Annotated in this window: 21 protein-coding genes; 20 read left to right on the top strand and 1 reads right to left on the bottom strand. The window is 47.9% G+C overall.

The annotated features are described in order from the left end of the window. Positions 1-4 precede the first annotated feature (4 nt). Genes T497_RS0110990 through hisE form a run of 8 tightly spaced genes read left to right on the top strand, consistent with a single transcriptional unit; the run spans position 5 to position 3,759 of the window. Positions 5-538: a flavodoxin domain-containing protein gene (locus T497_RS0110990; protein WP_028515670.1), complete on the top strand. Its 534-nt coding sequence runs from the start codon at positions 5-7 to the stop codon at positions 536-538. A 2-nt stretch (positions 539-540) separates the two neighbouring features. After that, positions 541-1,266: a 1-(5-phosphoribosyl)-5-[(5-phosphoribosylamino)methylideneamino]imidazole-4-carboxamide isomerase gene (gene hisA / locus T497_RS0110985; RefSeq protein WP_028515669.1), complete on the top strand. Its 726-nt coding sequence runs from the start codon at positions 541-543 to the stop codon at positions 1,264-1,266. Between the two features lies 1 nt (position 1,267). Then, positions 1,268-1,471: a hypothetical protein gene (locus T497_RS0110980; protein ID WP_028515668.1), complete on the top strand. Its 204-nt coding sequence runs from the start codon at positions 1,268-1,270 to the stop codon at positions 1,469-1,471. Positions 1,472-1,485: 14 nt separating this feature from the next. Then, on the top strand, positions 1,486-2,241 hold the full coding sequence (hisF, locus tag T497_RS0110975; protein WP_019678610.1) for an imidazole glycerol phosphate synthase subunit HisF: 756 nt from the start codon (positions 1,486-1,488) through the stop codon (positions 2,239-2,241). 23 nt (positions 2,242-2,264) lie between these two features. Then, positions 2,265-2,651: an SdpI family protein gene (locus T497_RS0110970; RefSeq protein WP_028515667.1), complete on the top strand. Its 387-nt coding sequence runs from the start codon at positions 2,265-2,267 to the stop codon at positions 2,649-2,651. A gap of 3 nt (positions 2,652-2,654) precedes the next feature. Next, positions 2,655-3,053, top strand: a complete 399-nt coding sequence (locus T497_RS0110965) for a cytidine deaminase family protein (RefSeq protein ID WP_028515666.1) — start codon at positions 2,655-2,657, stop codon at positions 3,051-3,053. Positions 3,054-3,070: 17 nt separating this feature from the next. Next, complete coding sequence (gene hisI / locus T497_RS0110960; RefSeq protein WP_028515665.1) at positions 3,071-3,421, top strand: phosphoribosyl-AMP cyclohydrolase; 351 nt, start codon at positions 3,071-3,073, stop codon at positions 3,419-3,421. Next, positions 3,421-3,759 carry a phosphoribosyl-ATP diphosphatase gene (gene hisE / locus T497_RS0110955; protein WP_028515664.1) on the top strand — a complete coding sequence of 113 codons (339 nt, stop codon included), beginning with the start codon at positions 3,421-3,423 and terminating at the stop codon, positions 3,757-3,759. The genes hisI and hisE overlap by 1 nt, the downstream gene beginning before the upstream one ends. 74 nt (positions 3,760-3,833) lie before the next feature. On the opposite strand, the gene T497_RS0110950 is transcribed toward hisE, so the two are convergent. After that, positions 3,834-4,736: an SGNH/GDSL hydrolase family protein gene (locus T497_RS0110950; RefSeq protein ID WP_028515663.1), complete on the bottom strand. Its 903-nt coding sequence runs from the start codon at positions 4,734-4,736 to the stop codon at positions 3,834-3,836. Between the two features lie 201 nt (positions 4,737-4,937). Between T497_RS0110950 and T497_RS0110945 the strand changes: the two genes are divergently transcribed. The 12 genes from T497_RS0110945 to T497_RS0110890 all read left to right on the top strand — a co-directional run bounded on the left by T497_RS0110945 (position 4,938) and on the right by T497_RS0110890 (position 25,362). Further along, positions 4,938-5,603, top strand: coding sequence for a UDP-N-acetylglucosamine pyrophosphorylase (locus T497_RS0110945; protein WP_028515662.1), 666 nt, complete (start codon positions 4,938-4,940; stop codon positions 5,601-5,603). A 183-nt stretch (positions 5,604-5,786) separates the two neighbouring features. After that, a complete protein-coding gene (locus T497_RS0110940) occupies positions 5,787-11,555 on the top strand; it encodes a DUF3320 domain-containing protein (protein WP_028515661.1) in 5,769 nt (1,922 codons plus the stop codon). A 19-nt stretch (positions 11,556-11,574) separates the two neighbouring features. After that, entirely contained in the window at positions 11,575-12,912 is a 1,338-nt protein-coding gene (locus tag T497_RS0110935; protein ID WP_037324952.1) for a Mur ligase family protein, read from the top strand. After that, the gene (locus T497_RS0110930; protein ID WP_028515659.1) at positions 12,909-13,652 is read left to right on the top strand and encodes a type 1 glutamine amidotransferase; all 744 of its coding nucleotides are present in this window, start codon (positions 12,909-12,911) and stop codon (positions 13,650-13,652) included. Before T497_RS0110935 ends, T497_RS0110930 begins: the two co-directional genes overlap by 4 nt. A gap of 313 nt (positions 13,653-13,965) precedes the next feature. Further along, positions 13,966-14,724 (top strand): zinc ribbon domain-containing protein, encoded by a 759-nt coding sequence (locus T497_RS0110925; RefSeq protein WP_028515658.1) that lies wholly within the window; start codon positions 13,966-13,968, stop codon positions 14,722-14,724. Between the two features lie 531 nt (positions 14,725-15,255). After that, positions 15,256-16,800: a polysaccharide biosynthesis C-terminal domain-containing protein gene (locus T497_RS0110920; RefSeq protein ID WP_028515657.1), complete on the top strand. Its 1,545-nt coding sequence runs from the start codon at positions 15,256-15,258 to the stop codon at positions 16,798-16,800. 108 nt (positions 16,801-16,908) lie between these two features. Beyond that, positions 16,909-18,990: an elongation factor G gene (fusA, locus tag T497_RS0110915; RefSeq protein ID WP_028515656.1), complete on the top strand. Its 2,082-nt coding sequence runs from the start codon at positions 16,909-16,911 to the stop codon at positions 18,988-18,990. Positions 18,991-19,052: 62 nt separating this feature from the next. Then, positions 19,053-20,129, top strand: a complete 1,077-nt coding sequence (locus T497_RS0110910; RefSeq protein WP_028515655.1) for an alpha/beta hydrolase family protein — start codon at positions 19,053-19,055, stop codon at positions 20,127-20,129. 424 nt (positions 20,130-20,553) lie between these two features. Next, a complete protein-coding gene (locus T497_RS0110905; RefSeq protein WP_028515654.1) occupies positions 20,554-21,729 on the top strand; it encodes a GTP-binding protein in 1,176 nt (391 codons plus the stop codon). An 18-nt stretch (positions 21,730-21,747) separates the two neighbouring features. Next, positions 21,748-22,704, top strand: coding sequence for a TIGR03943 family putative permease subunit (locus tag T497_RS0110900; protein ID WP_028515653.1), 957 nt, complete (start codon positions 21,748-21,750; stop codon positions 22,702-22,704). A gap of 529 nt (positions 22,705-23,233) precedes the next feature. Beyond that, on the top strand, positions 23,234-23,833 hold the full coding sequence (locus tag T497_RS0110895) for an RNA polymerase sigma factor (protein WP_028515652.1): 600 nt from the start codon (positions 23,234-23,236) through the stop codon (positions 23,831-23,833). Further along, positions 23,830-25,362 carry a hypothetical protein gene (locus T497_RS0110890; protein WP_028515651.1) on the top strand — a complete coding sequence of 511 codons (1,533 nt, stop codon included), beginning with the start codon at positions 23,830-23,832 and terminating at the stop codon, positions 25,360-25,362. Before T497_RS0110895 ends, T497_RS0110890 begins: the two co-directional genes overlap by 4 nt. Positions 25,363-25,716: the final 354 nt, after the last annotated feature.

Raw genomic sequence — 25,716 nt, 5'->3', positions numbered from 1 at the left:
TAAAATGAACGGAATAATACTCTGTCGTTCTAAGTACGGAGCTTCTGCAAAGTATGCACATTGGCTCTCTGAGGAGACAGGATTCAAGGTCATCGACACAAAAAAAGCTGACATAAAAGATGTTGAAAAATACGATACGATAATTCTTGGCGGCGGCGTTTATGCATCTGCGATAGCAGGTATAGGATTTCTGAAAAAGAATATCGGAGCTCTAAAGGGCAAGAGGATATTCGTTTATTGCTGCGGACTTGCTCCACACAGCGGCGAGGTAATGGATATACTGAAAAAGAAGAATCTCGGCGGCGAGCTTGCAGACATACCGCTGTTTTACTACCGCGGTTCATGGAACATGGACGCTCTCGGCTTTTCCGACAAGGCAATGATAAAGCTATACATCAAAATGCTGGAGAAAAAAGATCCTGCGGAGCTTAAAGAATATGACCGTCCGATGCTGGAGGTCAAGGACAAGAAAGTGGACTGGACGGACAAGAAAAATCTGGATCCATTACTGAAGCTTATCAGAGCAGAAGGAGAATAATAATGATAATTTTACCTGCAATAGATATAAAGGACGGCAACTGCGTTCGACTGTTCAAGGGCGACTTTTCCACAGTTGAAAAGGTAGCCTCAGACTATCTCGAAACTGCAAAGGGCTTCGAGGCAGCAGGCGCTCAGTGGATACACATGGTAGACCTTGACGGCGCAAAAGAGGGCAGACCTGTCAATACAAAGATATACACAGACGTTGCCGAAAAGACAGACCTCAAAGTAGAGCTTGGCGGCGGTATCCGCAGTATACAGACCATTCGTGAGTATCTCGATATGGGTATCACAAGAGTTATCCTCGGTTCTGTAGCACTGAAAGATCCTAAGCTTGTCTGCGAAGCCGTTGAAAAGTTCGGCAGTGAGAAGATAGTCGTTGGGATCGACGCAATGAACGAAATGGTAGCTACAGAGGGCTGGCTTGAAAGCTCCGACGTGCACTATATCGACCTTGCAAACAAGATGATAGAATCAGGAGTGAAGTATTTCATTTTCACCGATATATCCAAGGACGGCACACTCTCGGGAGTAAACCGTGAGCAGCTCAAAAAGCTTGCAGACGCTACCGAGGGCAGAGCCAATATCGTAGCAAGCGGCGGTGTCCACACAATGGACGATATAATCGCCTGCAAGGGAATGGGACTTTACGGAACTATCTGCGGAAAGTCAATATACAAAGGCACTCTCGACCTGAGAGAAGCCGTAGAATATGCGGAGAAGTAATATGAATGATGTAAAACCGACAAAAGCATGGATAATATCATTATTGGCAGGCAGTATATGCTCAGTCATCATTATACTATTGAAAATGGCTGAAATTGAGCTCAATGACTGGGTAAGGCGTATATTAGGTCTTATCGTGCTGATATCGCTGCCTGTAATGGTATTTACCTCCATAAGAATGTATATAAAGGCTAAGAACGGATAAAAGGAAGTGAAATAATGCTTGCAAAGAGAATAATCCCTTGTCTTGACGTAAGAAACGGCAAGGTAGTCAAGGGCGTGAATTTTGAGGGAGTCCGTGATGTAGGCGATCCTGTTGAGTGTGCCGAGGAGTACAACAAGCAGGGCGCTGACGAGATAGTATTCTACGATATCACGGCTTCATTTGAGGGACGAGGAGTTTTCCTCGACGTAGTAAGAGATACTGCGAAAAAGGTATTCGTACCTCTTACAGTGGGCGGCGGTATCAAGACCGTTGACGATATCCGCGAGGCGCTGAGAGCAGGCGCAGACAAGGTCTCGGTAAACTCTCAGGCTGTACAGAATCCACAGCTCATCAAAGACGGAGCTGATATCTTCGGCAGCCAGTGTATCTGCGTAGGTATCGACGCCAAGAAGATAGCCGACAACAAGTGGACAGTCTATATAAACGGCGGACGCAAGGACATGGGCATAGACCTTATCGACTGGGTACACACTATCGAAAAGCTGGGAGCAGGCGAGATATGTCTTAACTCCATAGACGCAGACGGCACAAAGGAGGGCTTCGATATCCCTATGCTGAAGGCTGTATGCGACAACTGCTCCATACCTGTTATCGCCAGCGGCGGAGCAGGCAAGATAAACGATTTCTATGAGGTTTTTGAAAAAACAGGAGCTACCGCAGCTCTTGCGGCTTCACTTTTCCACTTCAAGGAGCTCACCGTAGGCGAGGTCAAGGACTACTGCCGCGGTAAGGGCGTAATAGTCAGATAAGCTTTGTACGTGAGGTGAGAGCTATGCTTTGGTTTTTTCTGATATTGGATGTGATTTTCTCTGCGGCAGCTCTGTTTGGCGGCTATTATATGAAGTTCCACGCTCCGCAGGATTCCGAAATGAAAATCGGAGTGCTGACTGAGAGTGCAAAAAAGAGCCGTGACACATGGGAGTTTGCCAACAAGACCTGCGGCAAGTACTGGATAAGAGCAGGTATCGCAGGTATCGTGCTGACGACAGCCGCTGTGAATACGGCATTTCTTGCAAGTGAAAAAACAGCAGCTATAGTTTCGCTTGCAGCAACAGTTATCATCGTGCTTGCTATGAGCTGTTCAATGACCACAGTTATGATGAAGCTCCGTGCAAATTTTGACGAAAACGGTAAACCTGTCGAAAAGGAGGAGCGATGAACCATGGACAAGATATGGCAGGAGATGTATGCAGCTGCAAAAGCTGTTCTTGCGCCGCGCCGCATATCCGAATATGTTACAGCAGGCGAGGTCTCGGCAGCTGTGCTGAGCAAATCGGGGAAAATATATACGGGAGTATGTATTGATACCTGTTCCTCACTTGGTATTTGCGCTGAGAGAAATGCCATATTCAGCATGATAACCAATGGCGAAAACGAGATAGACAAGGTGCTTTGCATACCACCCTTTGAAGGCAAGGGCGCTCCATGCGGAGCCTGCCGTGAGCTTATGGTGCAGCTTATGCCTGAAAGCTATAAGGATATCGAGATAATGCTCGATTACAGCAAGGGCAAGGTCATAAAGCTCGGCGATATAACTCCCGAGTGGTGGATAGATTATTGAAACGAAAGGTAAAAATAATGATAAAGATAGACATGAACGACCTTGACAAATTCTTCGTAAAGGGAGAGCTTATCCCTGCGATATGTTACGAGGTCAACACAAAAACTGTTCTTATGCTTGCGTATATGAACAAGGAGAGCCTGAAAAAGACTCTCGAAACAGGCTATACATGGTTCTGGAGCCGTTCCCGTCAGGAGTACTGGAACAAGGGCGCAACGAGCGGACATTTGCAGAAGGTAGTTTCTATCTACGGCGACTGCGACAACGACACCCTGCTTGTGAATGTTGAGCAGACGGGAGTTGCCTGTCACACAGGAAGCTACAGCTGCTTTTTCAACGAAATATATAATACAGAGGAGAATGAATAATGACAGTTTATCAGGAAATTTTTGAAGTTATCAAGGAGAGAAAGAAGCAGTTCGAGAACGGTACAGCTGCTGAGAATTCCTACACCTGCTACCTTTTTGAAAAGGGCGTTGACAAGATATGCAAGAAGGTAGGCGAAGAGGCTACCGAGACAGTTATCGCTGCAAAGAACGGCGACAACAACGAGCTCATGAATGAGATAAACGACCTGCTTTATCACGTAATGGTGCTCTGTGCAAATCAGGGACTTGACTGGTCTGAGGTAGAGAGAGTTCTCGACGAGAGAAACGAAAAAATCGGCAACCTCAAGAAGTTCCACGAGGTAGACAAGAATACATGATAAAAAAGGCGTGATATCATATCACGCCTTTTTTATGTAGGGGCTGGCGTCCTCGACAGCCCGTTTAATGTACCTTATCCTCCCAACCGCTTTTTGAAATCCGTAGTATCGAGGAAATCAAACAGAGCAGTCAGTATATCATTGTAGCATGGGATATAGATGTGCATACCGTCTCCCGAGGAATACTCATCTCGGAGATCCTGTTTATCGTCGCAGACCACTGAATAAACGTCGAAATAGACGACCTGCGGCGAATCCATATCCTTTACCATTTTTTCAAGAGCCGTGTTGTACTCGCGGATAATGCTGTTCTTGACCACAGTGCACTCAGAGCACACAGGGGTTATGCCTGCCACAACGATGTTTATCTCGGGCATACGCTTCATTATCTCGTCGATGACCTCACGGTAGCGCTTCACGTATTTCTCGGAGGAATTCATATTTATATCGTTCATACCCACGGACATATACAGCAGTCTCGGACGGACTTCTTCAATGGAATCCACCAAGCCCAGCTCGCCGTTTCCGTGATTGAACGTGAAGTAGTCCAGATTCCACATGGATACGGAGTCTGCCGCAATATTATGCATTTTGGGTATGAAGCCGTAATAGCAGAAGCCAAGTGCAAGAGAATCTCCTGCGACTGCAAGTCTTTCCTGATAGAATGCGCTGTTAGGCGAAGTACCTGCGGAGCGGTCAGGCTGTATGACCTCATATGGGGAGGTCGTAGTTGCAATAGTGGTAGTAACCGTGGTGGTAGTCGTAGTCGTTGTGCAGGTAGTTACGGGACAGGTAGTCAGCTCGTCGTTGACGATATCCGCAGCAGCGCTGACAGCGGCAACTGCAAATTTTCCTGCCGCTTCCGAGTCCTCATTCAGTCCTAATGAGGCGGTGAGGGAAAACATAAGAACAGCTGACAGGAATATCAGCATACCCGTCACAGGACTTTTCAGCAGACCGATAATTTTATATTTCATAGTCAACACTTCCTGTTTGACGCGGAGTTTCATAGTAAATGTCCTGAAAGGGAACGCTTATATTTTACCATATTTTTCCTGAAATGTAAAGCTTAAACGAAAAACGTGAAGAAAAACTTCCTGCTATATTGACATTTTCAGCGCAGGGGAGTATAATATTTATATCTGTGTATATAATTACAGGAATAGGAGTCAGGAAAAATGGAAAATGTAAAAATAAACCAGCTTTATGACCTCTCTCATACAGCGGCAAAGGATTATCTCAGCAAGTTCACATATCCTTGGGAGGCTCTCAAGGGTATCAGCGAATTTATAGTCACACTGGGCAAGTCGCTCAGCAAGGACGAGTACGATAACCCTTCCGAAAACGTATGGGTACATAAGACCGCAAAGGTTTTTCCCACAGCATATCTGGGAGCTCCATGCATTATCGGAGCTAATACCGAAGTACGCCACGGCGCGTTCATCAGAGGAAGCGCACTTGTGGGCGATAACTGTGTTGTGGGCAACTCGGTAGAGCTGAAGAACGTTATCCTTTTTGATAACGTGCAGACTCCTCATTATAACTATGTAGGCGACAGTATCCTCGGCTACAAGTCACATATGGGAGCAGGCTCTATCACTTCAAATGTAAAGTCCGACAAGACCAATGTTGTGGTAAAGTCAGACGATGAAAAGATAGAGACAGGCATCAAGAAGATAGGTGCAATGCTTGGCGATTTCGTTGAGGTAGGCTGCAACAGTGTACTCAATCCCGGAACTATCATCGGCAGAAACTCAAACATCTATCCCACAAGCTGCGTAAGAGGAGTTATCCCCTCAGACAGCATTTACAAGACAGGCGGAGTCATAGTTCACAAGCAGTGATCTGGCTTCTGACGGCGATATCTCACACTGTTTTAAAGATATAAAGACTAACTGATGCTTTTTCAGCTCCCGTTCGGGAGCTTTTTTGTTTGATTTTTTTTGCGTTAAATATTGTAAAATAAAGCAAAATGTGGTATCATAATAGTGTATATTTTTTCGCCGAGGGGCAGAATGGAGGATCGTATGGAGAACAAGATCACATTCAGCGGCAATATGACCGCGCAGATAAACTTCGCAATGCAGCAGAACTATGTTCCCGTTTTCAGAAATATCGTCATGACCAACAACACCGACGAGGAACTGACAAGCGTAAAGCTGAGGATAAGGTTTGAACCAGAGTTTGCAAAGACCTTTGAATCAGTGCCTGTAGACCTGAAGCCGTCTCAGCCCGTTGAGACAGCTCCCATAAATATCATCTTAAACGCGGACTATCTTTTCAGTCTCACTGAAAAGCTTGTGGGCAGTGTTACTATAGAGGCTTTGCAGGGGGACGAGGTCATTGCTGAGGAGACGCGTACAATAGAGCTTCTTGCATACGATCAGTGGTCGGGGATAAACTTCATGCCCGAGACCGTTGCTGCCTTTGTTTCGCCCAATCACCCAAAGGTTCAGGAGATAGTGGCTGCGGCAGGAAAGTACCTGCAAAAATGGTGCGGCGATCCTGCATTTACGGGCTATCAGTCCAAGAACCCAAATATAGTCAAGCAGCAAATGGGCGCAGTTTATGCGGCATTACAGGAGGAGAACATCGCCTATGCTATGCCGCCTGCAAGCTTTGAGCAGGCTCAGCGCATACGTATGCCCGACGCAGTCCTTGGATCCAAGCAGGGAACCTGCCTTGACCTTGCAGTGCTGTACACTTCCTGCCTTGAAGCTGTTGGACTTAACCCTCTCATCATAATGATACAGGGACACGCCTTTGCAGGCTGCTGGCTTGAGGAGGAGACCTTCTCGGACTGCCTGCAATACGATATGTCGGCAGTCACAAAGAGAGCCGCTCACGGAATCGACGCCCTCAGTCTTGTGGAGTGCACCGACTTTACCGCAGGTAAGAACACTGATTTTGACAGTGCCGAGAGCCATGCTTTATCGGCACTTGACGACGAGTCAAAGTTCTGCTTTGCCATAGATATAAGCCGTACCCGTTCCAGCGGAATCCGTCCCGTGCCCTCAAAGGTATCGGAAAACGGCACATTCAAGGCTGTGGACTACGGCGCAAGAAAGAAATCAGAGATAACCTCGGCTCCCAACGAGATAGCCCAGCAGGGCATTGCCAACGCAGAGGGCAGAGAGGTGACAAAGCAGCTGATGTGGGAGAGAAAGCTCCTTGACCTCAGCCTGCGTAACAGCCTGCTTAACTTCCGTGCAACAGCTATGAGCGTTCAGCTGATGATAAGCGACTTAGGCGTACTGGAGGACGAGATATCAAAGGGCGAGGACTTCAAGGTAATGCCGATGCCCAACGATATGACCTTGCAGATGTCTGACAGCAAGATATTCGAGATAGAAAACGACCGTGACCTCATTAGCAATATCTCCCAGTCGGAGTTCAAGAGTCACCGCCTGCGTACCTTTTTATCTGAAACAGACCTTGAAAAGACCATGAAGAAGCTCCATAGACAGGCAAAGGTGAGCATCGAGGAAAACGGCGTAAATACCATATATCTGGCACTTGGCTTCCTGAAGTGGTTCGAGACCGAAAAGAGCGACAAGCCGCGCTATGCGCCTCTTGTGCTGATACCTGTGGATATTATCCGCAAGGTACAGGAGAAGTCCTATGTTATCCGTATGCGCGACGAGGACACACAGGTGAACATCACCATGCTGGAGTATATCCGCCAGACCTACGGTATCGACATAAAGGGACTTGATCCCGTTCCCGAGGACGAGAACGGCGTTGACTTGCAGCTTATCTTTAACACCGTAAGACAGGGCATACTTTCTCAGCCCCGCTGGGATATCGTGGACTATGCCTTCATCGGACAGTTCTCATTCAACCGTTTCATCATGTGGAACGATATCCGAAACCGCGCTGACGAGCTTGCAAAGAACAAAGTCGTGGCAAGCCTTATCTCGGGCAAGACCGAGTGGGCAGGAGACGACCTGTACATATCTCCCCTTGACCTTGACAACAAGGTAGCTCCTACTGATTTAGTTGTACCCCTCAGTGCCGATTCTTCACAGCTTGCGGCAGTTTATGCGGCTTCTCAGGGCAAGAGCTTCGTGCTTCACGGACCTCCGGGAAGCGGTAAGTCGCAGACTATCACCAACATGATAGCAAGTGCGCTGTATCAGGGAAAATCCGTACTCTTCGTTGCCGAGAAAATGGCGGCGCTCTCAGTTGTTGAAAAGCGTCTCAACAAGGTCGGTCTGGGACCGTTCTGTATCGAGCTCCATTCAAACAAGGCTCAGAAGCGAGCCGTGCTCAATCAGCTTGAAGAGACACTCAACGTAGGACGTATCAAGAAGCCTGCGGAGTACAAGGCTCAGGCTGACAAGATAGCTGAAATGCGAAAAGAGCTCAACGGCACCATGGAGGAGATACACAAGAAGCGCAACTTCGGCTGCTCCATGTATGACGCGGCTGTAAGATACGAGCATAACAGCAGCTTCGGCGGCAAGTTCACATTCACCAATGAACAGCTTGACGCCATGAGCGAGACCTCCTATTCCACATGGCGAGAGACCTTGGAGAGCCTTGCTGCGGCAGGTCGTGAATTCGGCGACGTGACAACTACTGCCCTCGGAGTTTGCGAGCTTACCGAGTGTACTCCCGAAACAAGGGGCGCTATGGAGGCGAAGCTCCGCGAGCTTAAAACAGCTCTTGCAGCTGCACAGAGCGACACAGCTCAGATAGCAGCATTCACAGGCAGCAGCGAGATGACCTTTGAGGAATGCAGACTTGCTGCGGAGATAATGACGGCTTCTGCAAAGGGCGAGCAGCTTCTCCCCGATATCATTGCCGACAGCCGCTGGAACGGCTTCAAGGAGCCTGCACAGGCGCTTATGGGCACGGGAAAGCAGCTTATGAGCGTCAAGAACGAGCTTCTCGAAAAGTTCGAGCCCTCAGTCCTCGGCTACAATGCTTCGGACGCTCTGGTGCGCTGGAAAACCGCACAGGGCAAGTGGTTCATAGGCAAGGCATTGGGCAGCAAAAAGCTGGTTAAGGAGCTTGCAGCTCATGCGAAATCGGCTTCAACTGTAACCAAAGAGAATATAACGCAGTATTACGACAAGATAAATCAGTTCGCAGCTCTCAAAGCTCAGGTCACATCGGCTCAGCCCGAGCTGGTGAAGTATTTCGGTACTCTGAAGCTTGACGAGAATGCCGACTGGAATGCAATAGAGGGCATAGTTGCCCGTTCCTCGGAGCTGGGTGAAAGAGTGGCGGCTTCAACATTCTCGCCCGAGATAAAGCAGAAGCTCTGCGCAAGTCTTACAACAGGCGTAAACGGCGATATTTCAAAGATAACTGCGGATTATGCAGCTCTGGAAAATGTGGCTTCACAGCTCCGCGGCAGCTTCGGTATCAACACGGACAAGCTCATAACAGGCGAAAACTGGGGCAGCGACGCTCAGCAGAAGGCGGACGCCGTTATCGACGAGCTGCCAATGCTCAAGGAGTGGACGGGTATCGTCACTATATGCAGCAGGCTCAGAGAGCTTGGTATCGGCAATGTTGCCGAGGCATACATGAACGGCGAGGTGCCTACGGAGCAGCTTATCCCTGCCTTTGACTGCGATATCAGCAAGGCTATGGTGACAGGTACTATCTCACGAAACAGCGTACTTTCACGTTTTCAGGGAACTCTCTTTGAGGAGACTATCAGAAAATTCGGCGAGGTACTGGACAACTTCTCAACACTGTCTATCAAGGAGCTTGCGGCTGACCTTTCGGCTAAGATACCGACGCCCGGCAGCTCCGCTAACAGCTCGGAGATAGGCATACTGCAAAAGGCTATAAAGTCGGGCGGACGTATGATGTCTATCCGTAAGCTTTTCGACAGCATACCAAATCTGCTCCGCAGAATGTGTCCTGTAATGCTCATGAGCCCTATATCTGTGGCTCAGTATATAGATCCGTCTTACCCCAAATTTGACCTTGTCATTTTCGACGAGGCTTCTCAGCTTCCAACCTGCGAGGCTGTAGGAGCTATCGCAAGAGGCGAGAATGTCATCGTTGTCGGCGATCCGAAACAGCTGCCGCCTACAAGCTTCTTTGCGTCAAATCAGGTTGACGAGGAGAATTACGAAAAGGAAGACCTTGAAAGCGTACTGGACGACTGTCTTGCACTTTCAATGCCTCAGAAGCACCTGCTCTGGCACTATCGTTCACGCCATGAGAGCCTTATCGCATACAGCAACTCCAAGTACTATGAGAACAAGCTCTACACATTCCCGTCCCCTGACGATCAGGTCTCGGAGGTAAGCTGGGTTCACGTTGAGGGCTACTACGACAAGAGCTCCACACGTACAAACAAAGCCGAAGCGCAGGCAGTTGTTGAGGAGATATGCCGCAGACTGAGAGACGAAAAGCTGAGAAAGCTCAGTATCGGCGTCGTTACATTCAGTCTCCCGCAGCAGAACCTTATCGACGACCTGCTCATGGACGCTTACCGCGCAGAGCCTAAGCTTGAAGAATACGCCAACGAGATGTATGAGCCCATACTTATCAAGAACCTTGAAAACGTACAGGGCGATGAGCGTGATGTTATCATGTTCTCTATCGGCTACGGTCCCGACAAGGAGGGCAAGGTGTCTATGAACTTCGGTCCTCTTAACCGTGACGGCGGCTGGAGACGTCTTAATGTTGCAATCTCACGTTCAAAGTGCCAGATGATAGTATTCTCTGTCATCACCCCCGATATGATAGACCTTTCACGTACACGCTCAGACGGCGTTGAGGGACTCAAGGGATTCCTTGAATTTGCCGCCAAGGGCAGAAGCGCTCTTCCTGTAAGGGCAGGCTCAAACAGCAGCAGCGAGGGCTTTGAGACAGTTGTTGCGGCTGAGCTGAAAAAGCTTGGCTACGACTGCAAGTGCAGTGTGGGCTGCTCGGACTACAAGATAGATGTTGCAGTTGTAAATCCCGACAAGCCTGACAGCTACATCATGGGCATAAACTGCGGCAATGAAGCTAACTTCCATAACGGCACAGCAAGCGACAGAACGCTGTCTCAGCCGAGTGTGCTCAAAGGTCTTGGCTGGAACGTTATGAGCGTTTATATCATCGACTGGCTTGATAACAAGGAAAAGGTGCTCGGCAAGATAAAGGCTGAGATTGACGCGGCTGTGGAGCGTTTCCGCGATCCTGATTCAGCTCCAAAGGCTGAGGAAAAGAAGAAGCAGGAGATAGTTTTCGAGGCCGAGGAAGTCAGCGGCTTTGCAGAGAGCTTCGACGAATTCAAGTCCTTCAAGATAAAGGCACTTGGAAATTCTGAGAACTTTACAGAGGCGGCAACAGCAAAGATAACCAAGTGTATCAATGATATACTTGCGGCTGAGGCTCCAATGAACAAGAAAGTCCTTGCGAAAAAGACCTTTTCTTGCTGGGGAATATCCCGTCCCGGAGCTAATATGAAGGCACTCTTCGATACTGCTTTTGCAAAGGCAGACGCGGCTGTTACTCAGGCAGGCGAGAACGAGTACGTATGGCTCAGCTCGCAGAAGCCCGAGGAGTATGACAAGTGCCGCACCGTCTATAAGAACGACGAAAAGCGCGATATCGACGATGTTGCTCCCGAGGAGATAGCAGTCGGCATAAAGGAGATAATGTCCCGTCAGGTGGCTATGGCGCGTGAAGACCTGCTTCGTGAGGTAGCTCATCTCTTCGGCTTTACAAGGATAACACCGTCGCTGGAGACATCGGTGTCTCTTGGTATAAAGGCGGCTAAGAACCGCGGCTGGGTAGGCTTCTCCGAGGACGGAAGAGTGTCCTACACAGGAAATTGAATTAACGGAGTAAATCAAATTGAAACGACTTTTGATATTAATAGGAAAGATAATAGTCAAGCTTTTACAGCTTATGCACCGTAATGCGGGAAATCTGCCCGGAATCGTGTTGTGGCATCTGTCACGGCACAAGGCAGTGTCAATGTTTAAGGTGGACTGCCCCATAATCGCCGTAACAGGCACAAACGGAAAGACCTCTGTCACCAACTGTATCGCACAGCTCTTTGAGCGCAGCGGCAAGAAGATAATCATCAACAAGGAGGGCAATAATCTCGATACGGGAATATGCTCCATGCTGCTGAAATACTGCGATATGTCGGGAAAGGTCAAGGCTGACTACCTCATTCTGGAGACTGACGAATCCCATGTGCCTGTAGTGTATTCACAGCTGAAGCTGGATACCCTTGTGGTGCTGAACTTCTTCCGTGACCAGCTTGACAGAAACGGCGAAATGGAGACTCTTATCCAGAAAATAAACGGGTTCTGCAAGACCTTTGAGGGCAATCTTATCCTCAACGGCGACGATCCCAATACAGCACGTCTGGGCAGGGCTAATCCTAACAACAAGAACGTTAAGTACTTCCACGCAGAGCCTTATGCCTTTGCTACAAAGAAGATATTTGAAGCTTCCGAGGGACGCTTCTGTCCGTTCTGCGGCGAGCCGCTGGAGTATGAGTACTATCAGTACTCCCACATCGGAAAGTTCATCTGTAAGAAGTGCGGCTTCGGAGACTATCAGCCCTACATCACCGCAAAGGATATCGACCTTGAAAAGCCTGTATTCACGGCTGGCGGTCATACCTATTCGCCTAAGCTCAACAGCATTTACAATGTCTACAATATGACCGCTGTTGCGGCAGCAGCTAAGCTCTACAGCATAGACCAGAAGATAGTTGACGGAGTTATCAACAGCTACACAGTTAAAAACGGACGTATGGAGAACTTCATGCTGGGAAAGAGCAAGGCTACGCTGAATCTTGCCAAAAACCCTGTGGGCGCCAATATGACTCTCCGTGTAATGAACGAAATGCAGGGCGAAAAGGAGCTTCTTTTCGTGCTCAACGATAATATCGCAGACGGTCTGGACGTTTCGTGGATATATGATATCAATTTCAGTATCTTCGAGCGCGTGACAAGAGTTGTTACTTCGGGCACAAGAGCCTATGATATCGCAGTACGCATAAAGACTGCCGGATACGATCCTGCGAAGATAGTAGTCCGCCCCGACCTTGACAAAGCTGTCGAGGAGCTTGCGAACACCGAGAGCCGAAAGTTCGTCATCGCAAATTATACTGCCGTACAGCCCACAAGAGCGGCTCTGAAACGCTATATCGCAAAGCATGGAGGTAACAAATGAAAACTATAAAAATTCTTCATATGTACGCCGATATGCTTGACCTTTACGGCGACAGCGGCAACATGGAGGTCATGGCTTTCCGCTGCAAAAAGCGCGGTATCGACTGTCAGATAGACAAGTATTCCATTGATTCAGAAATGCCTGATTTCAGCGCCTACGACCTTATCTACATCGGCGGCGGAGCCGATCTCGAACAGCAGCATATCTCCGCAGACCTGCTGAAATGCAGGGACGGTATCGTCAAGGCTTACAAGAACGGAACGTTCCTGTTCCTTATCTGCGGCGGCTATCAGCTCATGGGAAAATACTACCGTGACGCTGACGGCAACGACATCAAGGGACTGGGACTTTTCGATTATTTCACTGTAGCTCCCAACAGCCGCAGAAAGCGCTGTATCGGCAATATCGTCATCGAGACCAAGCTCACGGGAAAGCCTGTGAAGGTGGTGGGCTTTGAGAATCACGGCGGTCAGACTCAGGGAGTAAAAGCTCCTTTCGGAAAGGTGCTTTTCGGCAACGGAAACTGCTCCAAAAGCGAAGCCGAGGGCTACTGCGAGAAAAACGTCATCGCAACTTATCTCCACGGTCCCTGTCTGTCGAAAAATCCCGAGATATCGGACTACATGATAGAGTATTGCATAAACAGGGGAGAGACCGAGCATATCGCTCTTGAAGCTCTCGATGATACTCTCGAAAAGGAATGCCGTCAGGTAATGCTGGACAGGCTTCTTAAAAAGTAAGGACAATGTAGGGGCGGATATTATCCGCCCATGTAATGTGCTGTAAGCGATGTACGATTATCGGTGTTGATAATAGTGAGCGAGTTTACGAGCGGCAACGTGGCAAGGGGGCGCAGGCTCTGCGCCCGTGTATGACAAACCGCGTTTGTTTCGGGCGAACACTGTTCGCCCCTACACATGGCATTTTTATTTGCAACGGGAATAACGGGCGCTCGGAAAGCGCCCCTACATAATCTAATGACTTTTAAACAAGCAACAGACAGTTGCTTGTTTTTTTCTCACGATATGTTATAATAACATCAGAGGTGATGATATGGAAACCAAAAATATTATACTTGAACTAAGAAACAGTCACGGTTTGTCACAGGAAGAGCTTGCCGAAAAGGTATTCGTTACCCGTCAGGCTGTATCACGCTGGGAGACAGGGGATACAGTGCCCAACACGGAAACGCTGAAGCTTCTGTCGGGTATCTTCGGTGTATCGATAAATACTATTTTGGGCTCGCCGAGAAAGCTGATATGTCAGTGCTGCGGTATGCCCCTTGAGGACGAGCTTATCAGCAAGGAGACCGACGGCAGCTTCAACGAGAATTACTGCAAGTGGTGCTATGCCGACGGTAATTATACGTATCACGATATGGACGAGCTTATCAACGTTTGCGTTAAGCATATGGCTGCCAATGGCTTTTCTGAGGAACAGGCGCGTGTCCATATGAAGGATATGCTGCCAAAGCTTGATTACTGGAAGAATCATAAGGAGCTCGAGGATGGCGGCAGATTTGAGGAATTCAAAAAGCAGCTCATTGACGAGTTCAATGCGCTTGATATCAAGGGTATGCCAAAGGTGGAGAAACTTAACGCTCTGGTGGGCAGCTATGTGAATCTTGCCTATCCTATGCCCAGCGGCTGTGTGGTGAAGCTTCTGGACGACAACGCTACGTATCTGGGCAATCAGCTTGAAGCTGAGAACGGAAGGTGCTTCGGTGTGCTGGCAAACGCAGATTTTCTTATGGTGGCTTCCTACGGAAAGGACGGCGCTGAGCCTGAGCTTATTCTCTACAAAAAGAGATAACGCCTTTCATATATACTCCGAAAAGGGGATTTTTTCAACGCGAACACGTTGAATTTCAGAAAAATAATTTTGAGATTCTACGTATTGAACAAACGTTTCTGTGTATAGTAGTTAGTGATTAGTGCATAGTGATCAGCAGGGGCGGATATTATCCGACCGCAATTTCGATAAAATGACGAATGACACACTGTAGGGGCTGATGCCTAACAGGCACCCGTACCCTCTGTCAGCTTTGCTGACATCTCCCTGTACTACAGGGAGTCACCCACATCAGCCCTACCAATTGTTATGTAAACCAACGGGGCGATGTAGGCATCGCCCCCTACGCAAGGAAGTTTTATTTGTAACGGGAAAAACGGACGCACATTAGGCTGCTCCCCTTAACGGAAAAAGCGGGCTACCGAGCCGTAAAGTAACGGCTCATATTTGGTAACCTGCGATTCCGCCAAAGGGGGCTCCCCTTGCGCGTCCGTTTTGTCATTTTTACAGTCTTTCTCCCATAAAATGTAGAAAAAACTCGGAGGAACTGTGATGATAAAAAGCAAGGTAGTCCGCGATACGCTGCTGCTTACGGCAATGCAGCTGTTTCTCGACTCCGCAGCACTGCTGCTCAACGTATTCATAAACAAACAGCTTGGAACGTCTGCTATCGGTATATTGAGCCTTATGGGCTCTTTTCTGGGACTTGCAGGAATACTCTCCAACGGCAACGCATTTCTATGCACAAGCCGCCTTGTTTCGGAGGAATTCGGCAAGCCCTGCGGTGATGTGAATCGTATCCTCGGATATGGGGTGAAGCTCTGCCTGCTGCTGAGCGCCGCTGTATCGGCAGGTGTGATATTACTGGCGGAGCCAATAAGCCGCCGTTTCTTCAGCGGCGCCCATATGACCGCAGCCCTGCGGCTCATGCCCTTTGCGCTTGTTACGGGAGCTGTGGCGGCTTGTCTTAAAGGCTATTTCAACGCCGCACGCAGGGCTGCGGTCACAGCAGCAGGCGATATAGCCGAATTTATCACAAGATGCACTGTCATTATTGCTGCTACCTGTTCAGTGAAAAACTGCACAGAGGACGCTGTCTGCGGGATTATGATAGGTGGCATAATCGCAGGCAATACCATGTCTCTGCTGTTTCTGAGCATTGCTTATCTAAGGTTCAGAGTCAAGGGAACGGGACGTTGCTCGCTGAGCTTCAGGCAGTACGCCGCTTTTTCCTTTCCGATAATGGGCGGCAGCGTTCTGACGGCTGTATTAAGCAGCACCAATGACGCGCTGATACCCGTATGTCTTCGGCAGTACGGTGACTCAGCAGGGGACGCTCTGGGAAAATTCGGCGTTTTCGAGGCAATAGTCATTCCTACGCTTTTCTTTCCGTCGGTAGTATTATGCTCCATGTCGGGGATAATAGTCAGTGAAGCTGCCCGGGCAAAGGCGGCGAAAAACAGCCTGCGGATAAAAATACTTACGGAGCGCATAAAGGCGTGGACGCTGATGTTTTCCGTATTTGCGGCGGCTGTACTCATGCGGTTCGGCAGTCAGATAGGGGAGCTTCTCGGCGGCGGAGAGCTGGCAGGTACTATGATAACTATAATAGCTCCAGTTGTGCCGTTTATCTACATGGAGATTGTTCTCGAAGCCATAATAAAAGGGCTGGGGCTCCAAAGCTTTTCGTCAATGAATTACCTTGCGGAGTACGTCATAAGGATTGCGGCAGTTCTTATTTTTGTGCCGCAAATCGGCTTTTACGGCATAGTGGTATCATACTATGCAAGCAATATCTTCGGCAACTGTATGCGTTTCGTAAAGGTAACGAAAGCAGCAAAGGCTCGGCGGGCACTTTGTGGAACATTGATTTTGCCCGTAATACTGGCATTTCTGACTATGTGGGCTGCAGAGGCTCTTGTTCATGTTTTCGGGCTCGGTATCGAAAAGCTCGCTGTTATGCTGTTTTTCGGGCTTATCTGGGGGACGGCTTATTTCGGGATTTTCTGCGCATTGGGGAAAGTTAAGCTATTTAGTAAATGCGGAGAAGACCTTTTTGTAAAAAATACACAACAAACTATTGAACGCATATTATAAAATGTAGAAAATTTTATGTTAGTATTGCAATTTTTTTATTAATGAATTATAATATTTGTATGCCGTGAATATCGGACGGATAAACCATTTAAGAGGAGAAACTTTGTCATGAAAGAATATGATGTAAACAAGGTGAAAAACATAGCATTTGCAGGCCATAACGGCTCGGGAAAAACTTCTCTTGCAGAAGCAATACTCTACAAGGCTGGAGCTTCCGACCGTCTTGGAAAGACTGCTGACGGCACAACAGTTTGCGATTACGATCCTGAAGAGATCAAGAGACAGATTTCAATCGGTACTTCTCTTGCTTCCTTTGAATATAACGATCTTAAAGTTAATCTGCTTGACACACCGGGTCTGTTTGACTTTGCTGCTGAAATGATCGAGGGTATCAGAGCTTCTGATACTGTTATGATAACCGTTTCCGCTAAGTCGGGCGTTAAGGTAGGTGCAAGAAAGGCTTACGAGGAGGCTGTAAAGCAGGGTAAGTCAAAGATGTTCGTCGTTACAAAGATTGACGACAAGGACGCTAATTTCTTCAACGTGCTCACAGAGCTCAAGACCGTTTTCGGTCCTACAGTTTGCCCTGTAGTTGTTCCTGTTGTAAGCAACGGTCAGATAGTTGAGTACGTTAATCTCATCGAGATGAAGTGCTATAAATACGACGCTAAGGGCAATCCTGTTGAGACAGAAATGCCTACAGCTGAGATATCCGAGAAGTTCGAGTATCGTATCGACGGTCTCGTAGCCGCTGTTTCAGAGGCTGTTGCCGAGACTTCCGAGGAGCTTATGGAGAAGTTCTTCGAGGGCGAGGCTTTCACTCAGAAGGAGCTTATCGACGGTATCCACGACGGTATGAACAGAGGTATCATCACTCCTGTAGTATGCACATCTGCTGCCGACCTCGGCGGTATAGATATGCTCCTCAAGGAGATAGAGCTGCTTCTCCCGTCGCCTAACGAGGTATTCGCAGCCGAGGCTTACACTCCTACACAGGATGTTGTAGAGGTAAAGTGCGACGTGAACGATCCGCTCTCAGCTTTCGTATTCAAGACAGTTGCCGATCCGTTCGTAGGAAAAATGTCATTTATAAGAGTTATGTCAGGCAAGCTTTCAGCTAACAGTGACGTTATGAACTCCACTACAGGCACAGCTGAAAAGATAGGCAAGCTCTATTCACTCTGCGGAAAGAAGCAGACAGAGGTATCAGCAGCAATGGCAGGCGATATCGTTGTAGCTTCCAAGATCTCCGCAAATACAGGCGATACTCTCTCAGACTCTTCAAGAGTTGTGGAGTTCGGCAAAATGGAATTCCCGAGACCTTGCTATTCAATGGCTGTAAAGGCTAAGGCTCAGGGCGACGAGGCTAAGATATCCGCAAGTATGCAGCGTCTTATCGAGGAGGATCCTACCCTCACATATGAGCAGGACGAGACTACAAAGGAGCAGATACTCAGCGGTCTCGGCGAGCAGCATATCGAAGTCGCAGCTGCTAAGCTCAAGACCAAGTTCGGCGTTGAGGTCAACCTTACAGTTCCTAAGATAGCTTACAAGGAGACTATCCGCAAGAAGGTAAAGGTTCAGGGACGCCACAAGAAGCAGTCAGGCGGTCACGGTCAGTTCGGTGACGTTTGGATAGAGTTCGAGCCATGCGTAAGCGATACCCTCGTATTCGAGGAGAAGATATTCGGCGGCGCTGTTCCTAAGAACTACTTCCCGGCAGTACAGAAGGGACTGGAAGAGTCAGTCAAGAAGGGCGTTCTGGCAGGCTGTCCTGTTGTTGGTCTGAAGGCTATACTGGTTGACGGTTCTTATCACCCCGTTGACTCATCGGAAATGGCGTTCAAGACAGCCGCTTCTATCGCATACAAGGAAGGTCTCAGACAGGCTGATCCTGTAATGCTGGAGCCTATCGGCGAGCTCAAGGTAACAGCTCCCGACGATAACACAGGTGATATCATGGGCGAGCTCAACAAGCGCAGAGGCAGAGTTCTCGGCATGGAGCCTGTCGGCAGCGGTATCACTCAGATACTGGCAGAGGTTCCTATGCGTGAGATGCACGACTTCGCAATGTATCTCCGTCAGACCACAAGAGGCATGGGAAGCTTTACCTTTGATTTCGTAAGATATGAGCAGCTCCCTGCAAATCTGCTTACTGAGGTCATCTCATCTGTCGGTGCTGTTGAATAAGTAAAATACGGCGGCTGCCGCGGTTGCGGCAGCCGTTTTGGTTTATATAAGGGGAGAAAGATATGAGTAAAAACGGTAAAAAGAGCAAAAAGCGAGCCATTCTTATATTTATAGCGCTTTTTATTATAATTTCTATCGTTGTAGGCTATGTTATCACCTGCGTGGAGATGAACAAGAATTTCGGACGCGGCGATTATCCCGAAAGACGATTTGCAGCTACATACTTCTATGACCACTATGAAAACGATTATCCCCGTCAGGAGGTAAGCTTCTTGTCGGGTGAGAATACGCTGAAAGGCTATATCTACGGCGGCAGCAACGACAAGGGACTTATTGTTTTTGCCCACGGCATAGGCGGCGGACATGAATATTACTTGAAGCTGCTGACAAAGCTTGTTGACGACGGCTGGCGAATCTTCGCCTATGACGCTACAGGCAGCGGAAACAGTGCGGGAGAGGGCTCCAAGGGGCTTGCTCAGTCTGTGATCGACCTTGACCTTGCGCTTGATTTCGCCGAAAGCGATCCCGAGCTTGGAAAAATGGATACATATGTGTTGGGACACAGCTGGGGCGGCTATGCGGCGGCGGCAGTACTGAACTTCGACCACGATATAAAGGGCTGCATTACCATGTCGGGCTACAATACGCCCTATGAGCAGCTGGCAAGCTCCTGCGACAGTATGTACGGCAAGGCAGGTATCTTGCTTCACCCCTTTGTCTGGACATACAACAAGATGAAGTTCGGCAAGGATTCCTCATGGTCGGCTGTGGACGGCATAAACAAGGCTGATATTCCCGTGCTTGTTATACACGGCAATGATGACGAGACCATAGGCTATGAGGAGGCGGCTGTTATCGCCCATAAGGATGAGATAACCAATCCCGATGCCGAGTACAAGGTCTTTACCGAGGAGGGCAGGAACGGACATAATTCCTATTTCTATACTCCCGAGTACAGGGATTACAAGAAGAACGTGCTTAGTCCGAAATACGAGGCTTTAAAGGAGAAGTACGGCAAGGATATCCCCGACGAGGAAATGGAAAAGTATTATGCTTCTGTGGATAAGGAGCTGTATAACGGCTTCAATCAGGAGCTTATCGACCTTATAGACGACTTTTTCACAAAATGCATGGGTTAAACCATGATGCTTATACAGAAGTTTATAGTTATTTATCGGGGGAAACCTTTCTGAGGAAAGGTTCTCCCCCGAACCCCTTTCCAAAGACTTTTATCTGGTTTTTTCGCAGATAGGGCGCTCCTGCATTTTGCAGGACTCTTTATTTTATGAAGCGCCCTATCTGAGAAAAAACAAAACGAAAGTTTTAGGGAGAGAGTTTGAGAGTGACTCCCCGCAGTGCGGGGAGATGTCACGCAGTGACAGAGGGGACGTCCTCCGTCAGAGGGTCCCTTTTTCAAAAGGGGTTCTCTCAATAATAAGCATAAAACTTCTTTATAAGTATCATGGTAAAACGCAGACGTTTTGTGCCTAAATAGGGCTTGATTTATTTTTGTCAACGTGATATAATATTCTTTGAACGATTTTTTAGAAAGAAGTGTTTTACATGACAAAAATAACTATTTTCTCGGGCTTTCTGGGCGCAGGAAAGACCACTCTTATAAAGAAGCTCATTCAGGAGGGCTACAAGGGCGAAAAGATGGTGCTTATCGAGAACGAGTTCGGTCAGATAGGTATTGACGGCGGCTTTTTGCAGGACGCAGGCGTTGAGATAACCGAAATGAACTCGGGCTGTATCTGCTGCAGTCTCGTGGGAGACTTCGGCAAGGCTCTGGAAAAGGTCCTTGCAGACTATGCTCCCGACCGTATCCTTATCGAGCCCTCGGGCGTTGGCAAGCTCAGCGACGTTATCCGCGCTGTTCAGAACATCAACGCTCACGATGTAGAGCTTGACGGCTTCACTACAGTTGTAGACGCAAAGAAGTACAAGATGTACATGAAGAACTTCGGCGAGTTCTTCGACAATCAGATAACCTATGCAAGCTGCCTTATTCTCAGCCACACAAGCGGTCTTTCGCAGGATAAGCTGGACGAGTGCGTAAAGAGCCTCCGCGAGAAGAATCCTGCTGCTCCTATAGTTACTACTGAGTGGGACGAGCTCACAGGCAAGCAGCTTGTTGACGCTATGACACAGAAGAATACACTTGATGACGAGCTCAAGGAGCTCCTTGAAGAGGCTGCACATCACGATCATCACCACCATGACCACGATCATGAGGAGCATGAACATCATCACCATGATCACGACCACGATGAGCACGAGCACTGTCATCACGATCATGACGAGCATGAGCATTGTCATCACGATCATGACCATGATGAGCACGAACATCATCATCACGATCACGACCATGATGAGCATGACCACCACCACGATCACGGTCCTGACTGCACCTGCGGCTGCCACGATCATGACCATGACCACGAACATCATCACCACCATGCTGACGAGGTATTCACAAGCTGGGGCAGAGAGACTACAAGAACTTACACTATGGACGAGATACAGTCTGCTCTTGAGGCTCTTGGCAACGAGGAGAAGTACGGCATGATACTTCGTGCAAAGGGTATCGTTGCAGGTGCTGACGGTCAGTGGATACACTATGACTATGTTCCCGGTGTGCCGGATGTCCGCACAGGCTGTGCAGGCACTATCGGCAGACTCTGCGTTATCGGCTCAAAGATAAACGAAGAGGCTATTGCAGAGCTTTTCAAGGCTTGATAGAAAGGAGAATGGACTGTGCCTAATCAGGACGAACTGATCCCGATATACCTGTTCCTTGGCTTCCTTGAATCGGGAAAGACCAAGTTCATACAGGAGACCTTAGAGGATAAGCGCTTCAACAAGGGCGAAAAGACACTTCTTCTTATCTGTGAGGAGGGCGTGGAGGAGTACGATATCTCCCGTATGCCAAAGAAGAATGTCATTACTCACGTTATCGACGATAAATCTGAGTTCACTATGGAGAACTTTACGAAGATACTCAAAGAGAGCGGCGCTGAGCGCGTAGTCGTTGAATACAACGGTATGTGGCTCATGGACGACTTCTTCAAGGCTATGCCTGACGAGACAACTATCGCGCAGGTAATGTGCTTTGTTGACGCGACTACATTCAATAACTACAACGCCAATATGCGCAGTCTCGTTGTTGACAAGTTCAATAACGCTGAAATGGTGGTTTTCAACCGCTTTGAAAAGAGCTATGATCCCAATGAGTTCCACAAGGTAGTAAGAGGCGTCAGCAGACGTGCCGAGATAGTTTACGAATATACTGACGGCAAGGTTGCTTATGACGATATCGAAGATCCGCTGCCCTTTGATGTTGAAGCCGACGAGATAACCCTTGAGGACAAGGACTTCGCTCTTTGGTACAGAGATATCATGGAGGAGCCTATGAAATATGACGGCAAGACCATGACATTCAAGGCGCTTACTGCCAAGAATGAGAAGTTCCCTGTGAATACCTTTGCGGTGGGACGTCATATCATGACCTGCTGTGTCGAGGATATCCAGTACTGCTGGCTGGTAGCCCAGTATGAGGAGGGGGCAGAGCCTGCAAACAAGGAATGGGTGACTGTTTCGGGCGTGATAAGCGTTCAGAAGCACAAGCTCTACCGCGGAAAAGGTCCTGTACTTCTTGTGAGAAGTATCGGAAAGGCAGAGGCTCCCGAGCAGCCTGTGGCTACATTCTATTAAAAATAGTAAAGCTCCGAAGTGGTTATGCTTCGGAGCTTTTTGTAATAAATCATAAATTAAAACAAAAACTTGCCGAGCCCATGAACGGGATTCCAAAGGGACTTTGTTCCTTTGGCGGAGTGACTCCCCATAAAATGGGGAGATGTCCGTAGGACAGAGGGGACGTACCGGTAAGGTCAGAGGCAGCGCCTCTGGTGGGGGGGCAAAGTCCCGCAGTTACGAAGGCGTTCCCTAAACGGGACGTCGAGGACACCGTCCCCTACATTTTTTCAACGGGCGGATAATATCCGCCCCTACAAATTATGATTTTCTTGATTTTTATTTGCGTAAGTGATATAATTCATGTTGCGGATAGTAAAAAGAATTTTTGTTTTGATGTGCTAACAAAATTCGAAAATTTTTTTGAAATTATTTCGTCTTTTTCGGCGTCTGAAATCACTTATTTATGAAAGCTTTCATCAGGAGCTTCAGAGGAGCTTGCAAGTCAGGGCATTGTCCCTGCCTCTGATACTTGAAAGGAGTGAGGAAAATGGACGCCGAAACTAAATTACTAAGCGGAGGTGACGGAGCGATATTTACTAATGTACTGAATAAGGAACGTAGTATGCCTGCGGAAGAGGATAATACAGTAAATGATCTTATTATCAGCTGCCGAAATTCAAAGGAGAGCCTGAATACTCTCTATACCATGTTCAAGGACAGCGTTTTTGCGGTTGCCTTCGGTATTACATCGGACTATCATCTTGCAGAGGACTGCGTCATCGAGACCTTTGTCAGACTTACGCAGGTGAAAAAGTTCTCGCCGAAAAAGGGCGACGGAAAGGGCTTTATTCTCACTATTGCACGCAACGTTGCATTGGAGCTTCGCCGAAGACATAAACGAGAGGTCTCGAATTTTATCATACAGAGCTACGGCGAGGCTGAAAAGACTGTGGAGGACAGTATTTACATAAATCAGCTTCTGAAATATCTGAACGAAAAGCAAAGGGAAACGGTGATACTGCATTGCTGTGCCGAGCTTACGTTCAGACAGATAGCTAAAATAATGAAATGCCCTGAAACTACGGCAAAATCAAGATATCAAAAGGCAATATCCATATTAAAGGAAAAGGCAGGTGAACAGCAGTGAAAGATAACAGAATAAACGGAGCGGATGAGCTTGAAAAGGAGCTCAGAAATAAGATGTCGGAGCTTTCATCTAACGTTGACTGCTTTGAAAAGATCTCCGCAAGAGCTTTTCCTGAGACAGATCAGGATTTTTCAGACAGCGAGCTGACCGTAAGCGACCTTGAGAATGTCACGGGCAGACGCAGGGCTGTTCCCGTATTGAAATGGGTATCAATAGCTGCGGCGGCTGTGGTTTGCATAGGAGTTCTGCCGAGGACTGTCTTCTTTCAGGAGTTCATGGCTGATCTCGGTACGGATTCAAACAGGAAGTACCGTGACATGATCTCCGAGATACAGAGAGAGACCGAGGTCAATGATTATAAGGTCTACGATATGCCCCTCAGCGAGTACATCGAGGACGATATTCTTATATCTCCTTTATACAGCTGTCCTTTTGAGGCAGAGAACACAGACGATATAAATGTCCGTGTGTTCGTCAGGGAGATAGAGGGAGTTCTTACAAATCAGATATATGCTGTTGAGTATACAGGCGATTACAATGAATCCAACTTCCTTGCGGCTGCGGAGTCAAAAGCCAAGTTTACAAATAAGGATATCGAGGCTATCGGAGATATAAGCACTGAAGCCAATGACTACAAGGCGTACAGAGCGGCCTGCAATGCGTTTACGGGAGACAAATACGCATTGCTCGTTGACGAGGACGGCAAAAGAGCAACCGCTGCTTCGTTCGCATACGTTCATATCTTCAAGTACGATGATGTTGTAAAGACCTTGCAGACTCAGGTGCTGTACTGCAATTATGATGAGGATTGCGAGAAGTATTACTACGATATGATGACAAGCTGCTATGATGAAGAATTAGGCGGATTGGTAGAATATATACTTCCCGAAGCTGATAAGCTATGGAAAACATCGCTGAATTACGACGGTTCAGACGCTATGCCTGAAGAGAACAAGTCTGCATTTAACAGAAAGGACTTCTTTGCAGATGCGGCAGAATATGAAGACTTAACTGAAACTCTCAGCTGGTATGAGCCTTACAATCTGGCAGATGAAGCTCTTGTTGATGACAAGGTGCAGACCATGAGATTCAGTGAAAACAGTGCTGTCAAGACATTTAAAACGCCTGCTGACAGCAGTATAAAGGCTGCTATGCGTATGTATGAGCCTTATATCACTCATTTTATGTATGATTCGCAGAGCGATCCGACTGTTGATATCAGTATCGACGGGAGAGATGAGCATATAATCGTTCATAGCGGCAATATCGAGGGCGATTTTGCTGAACTTGGCAAAAAAACAGAAAAAACGACAAATTATGTAGAGTTCAGCGGCGACCTTTTCGCGGAAGAACAGGAGCAGATGCAAAAGAATGCTGAAATAAACAGACAGATTCATGAGGCAGCTTTGGAATCAGAGGAGATACGGAAACAAGCAGAAAATGCTGCTGAAAAAACAAGTCAGCCTTATAATGCGTTTATATTCAGCACGGATCAGTCATTTGTACTTTCGAGCGGAGAACAAGAATAAGCTTACGGCAGCTTGCTGAAAACAAAAGAAAGAAATATACAGCCCTACGTGAATAACCATAATACCCATGTAGAAATTTTATGCTTAATATTGAGAGAACCCCTTTTTAAAAAGGGGCTTCTCTCAAACTCTCTCCCTAAAACTTTCGTTTTGTTTTTTCACAGATAGGGCGCACCTGCATTTTTGCAGGTCTTTTTTTATTTAAGAAGCGCCCTATCTGCGAAAAAACCAGATAAAAGTCTTTGGAAAGGGGTATGGGGGTGACTCCCCGCAGTGCGGGGAGATGTCACGCAGTGACAGAGGGGCGCGCCTCCGTCAGAGGAACCTTTCTTCAGAAAGGTTTCCCCCATAATT

This window comes from Ruminococcus flavefaciens MA2007, assembly GCF_000621845.1.
In the GTDB taxonomy this organism is placed as follows: domain Bacteria; phylum Bacillota; class Clostridia; order Oscillospirales; family Ruminococcaceae; genus Ruminococcus; species Ruminococcus flavefaciens_E.
Note: the sequence above shows the minus strand (reverse complement) of the source record. Positions and strands in the feature narration are given on the sequence as shown.

Excerpts from the sequence above, each read along its gene's own strand:
- T497_RS0110990 (WP_028515670.1), top strand. The coding sequence starts at position 5 with ATGAACGGAATAATACTCTGTCGTTCTAAGTACGGAGCTTCTGCAAAG.
- hisA (WP_028515669.1), top strand. The coding sequence starts at position 541 with ATGATAATTTTACCTGCAATAGATATAAAGGACGGCAACTGCGTTCGA.
- T497_RS0110980 (WP_028515668.1), top strand. The coding sequence starts at position 1,268 with ATGAATGATGTAAAACCGACAAAAGCATGGATAATATCATTATTGGCA.
- hisF (WP_019678610.1), top strand. The coding sequence starts at position 1,486 with ATGCTTGCAAAGAGAATAATCCCTTGTCTTGACGTAAGAAACGGCAAG.
- T497_RS0110970 (WP_028515667.1), top strand. The coding sequence starts at position 2,265 with ATGCTTTGGTTTTTTCTGATATTGGATGTGATTTTCTCTGCGGCAGCT.
- T497_RS0110965 (WP_028515666.1), top strand. The coding sequence starts at position 2,655 with ATGGACAAGATATGGCAGGAGATGTATGCAGCTGCAAAAGCTGTTCTT.
- hisI (WP_028515665.1), top strand. The coding sequence starts at position 3,071 with ATGATAAAGATAGACATGAACGACCTTGACAAATTCTTCGTAAAGGGA.
- hisE (WP_028515664.1), top strand. The coding sequence starts at position 3,421 with ATGACAGTTTATCAGGAAATTTTTGAAGTTATCAAGGAGAGAAAGAAG.
- T497_RS0110950 (WP_028515663.1), bottom strand. The coding sequence starts at position 4,736 with ATGAAATATAAAATTATCGGTCTGCTGAAAAGTCCTGTGACGGGTATG.
- T497_RS0110945 (WP_028515662.1), top strand. The coding sequence starts at position 4,938 with ATGGAAAATGTAAAAATAAACCAGCTTTATGACCTCTCTCATACAGCG.
- T497_RS0110940 (WP_028515661.1), top strand. The coding sequence starts at position 5,787 with ATGGAGAACAAGATCACATTCAGCGGCAATATGACCGCGCAGATAAAC.
- T497_RS0110930 (WP_028515659.1), top strand. The coding sequence starts at position 12,909 with ATGAAAACTATAAAAATTCTTCATATGTACGCCGATATGCTTGACCTT.
- T497_RS0110925 (WP_028515658.1), top strand. The coding sequence starts at position 13,966 with ATGGAAACCAAAAATATTATACTTGAACTAAGAAACAGTCACGGTTTG.
- T497_RS0110920 (WP_028515657.1), top strand. The coding sequence starts at position 15,256 with ATGATAAAAAGCAAGGTAGTCCGCGATACGCTGCTGCTTACGGCAATG.
- fusA (WP_028515656.1), top strand. The coding sequence starts at position 16,909 with ATGAAAGAATATGATGTAAACAAGGTGAAAAACATAGCATTTGCAGGC.
- T497_RS0110910 (WP_028515655.1), top strand. The coding sequence starts at position 19,053 with ATGAGTAAAAACGGTAAAAAGAGCAAAAAGCGAGCCATTCTTATATTT.
- T497_RS0110905 (WP_028515654.1), top strand. The coding sequence starts at position 20,554 with ATGACAAAAATAACTATTTTCTCGGGCTTTCTGGGCGCAGGAAAGACC.
- T497_RS0110895 (WP_028515652.1), top strand. The coding sequence starts at position 23,234 with ATGGACGCCGAAACTAAATTACTAAGCGGAGGTGACGGAGCGATATTT.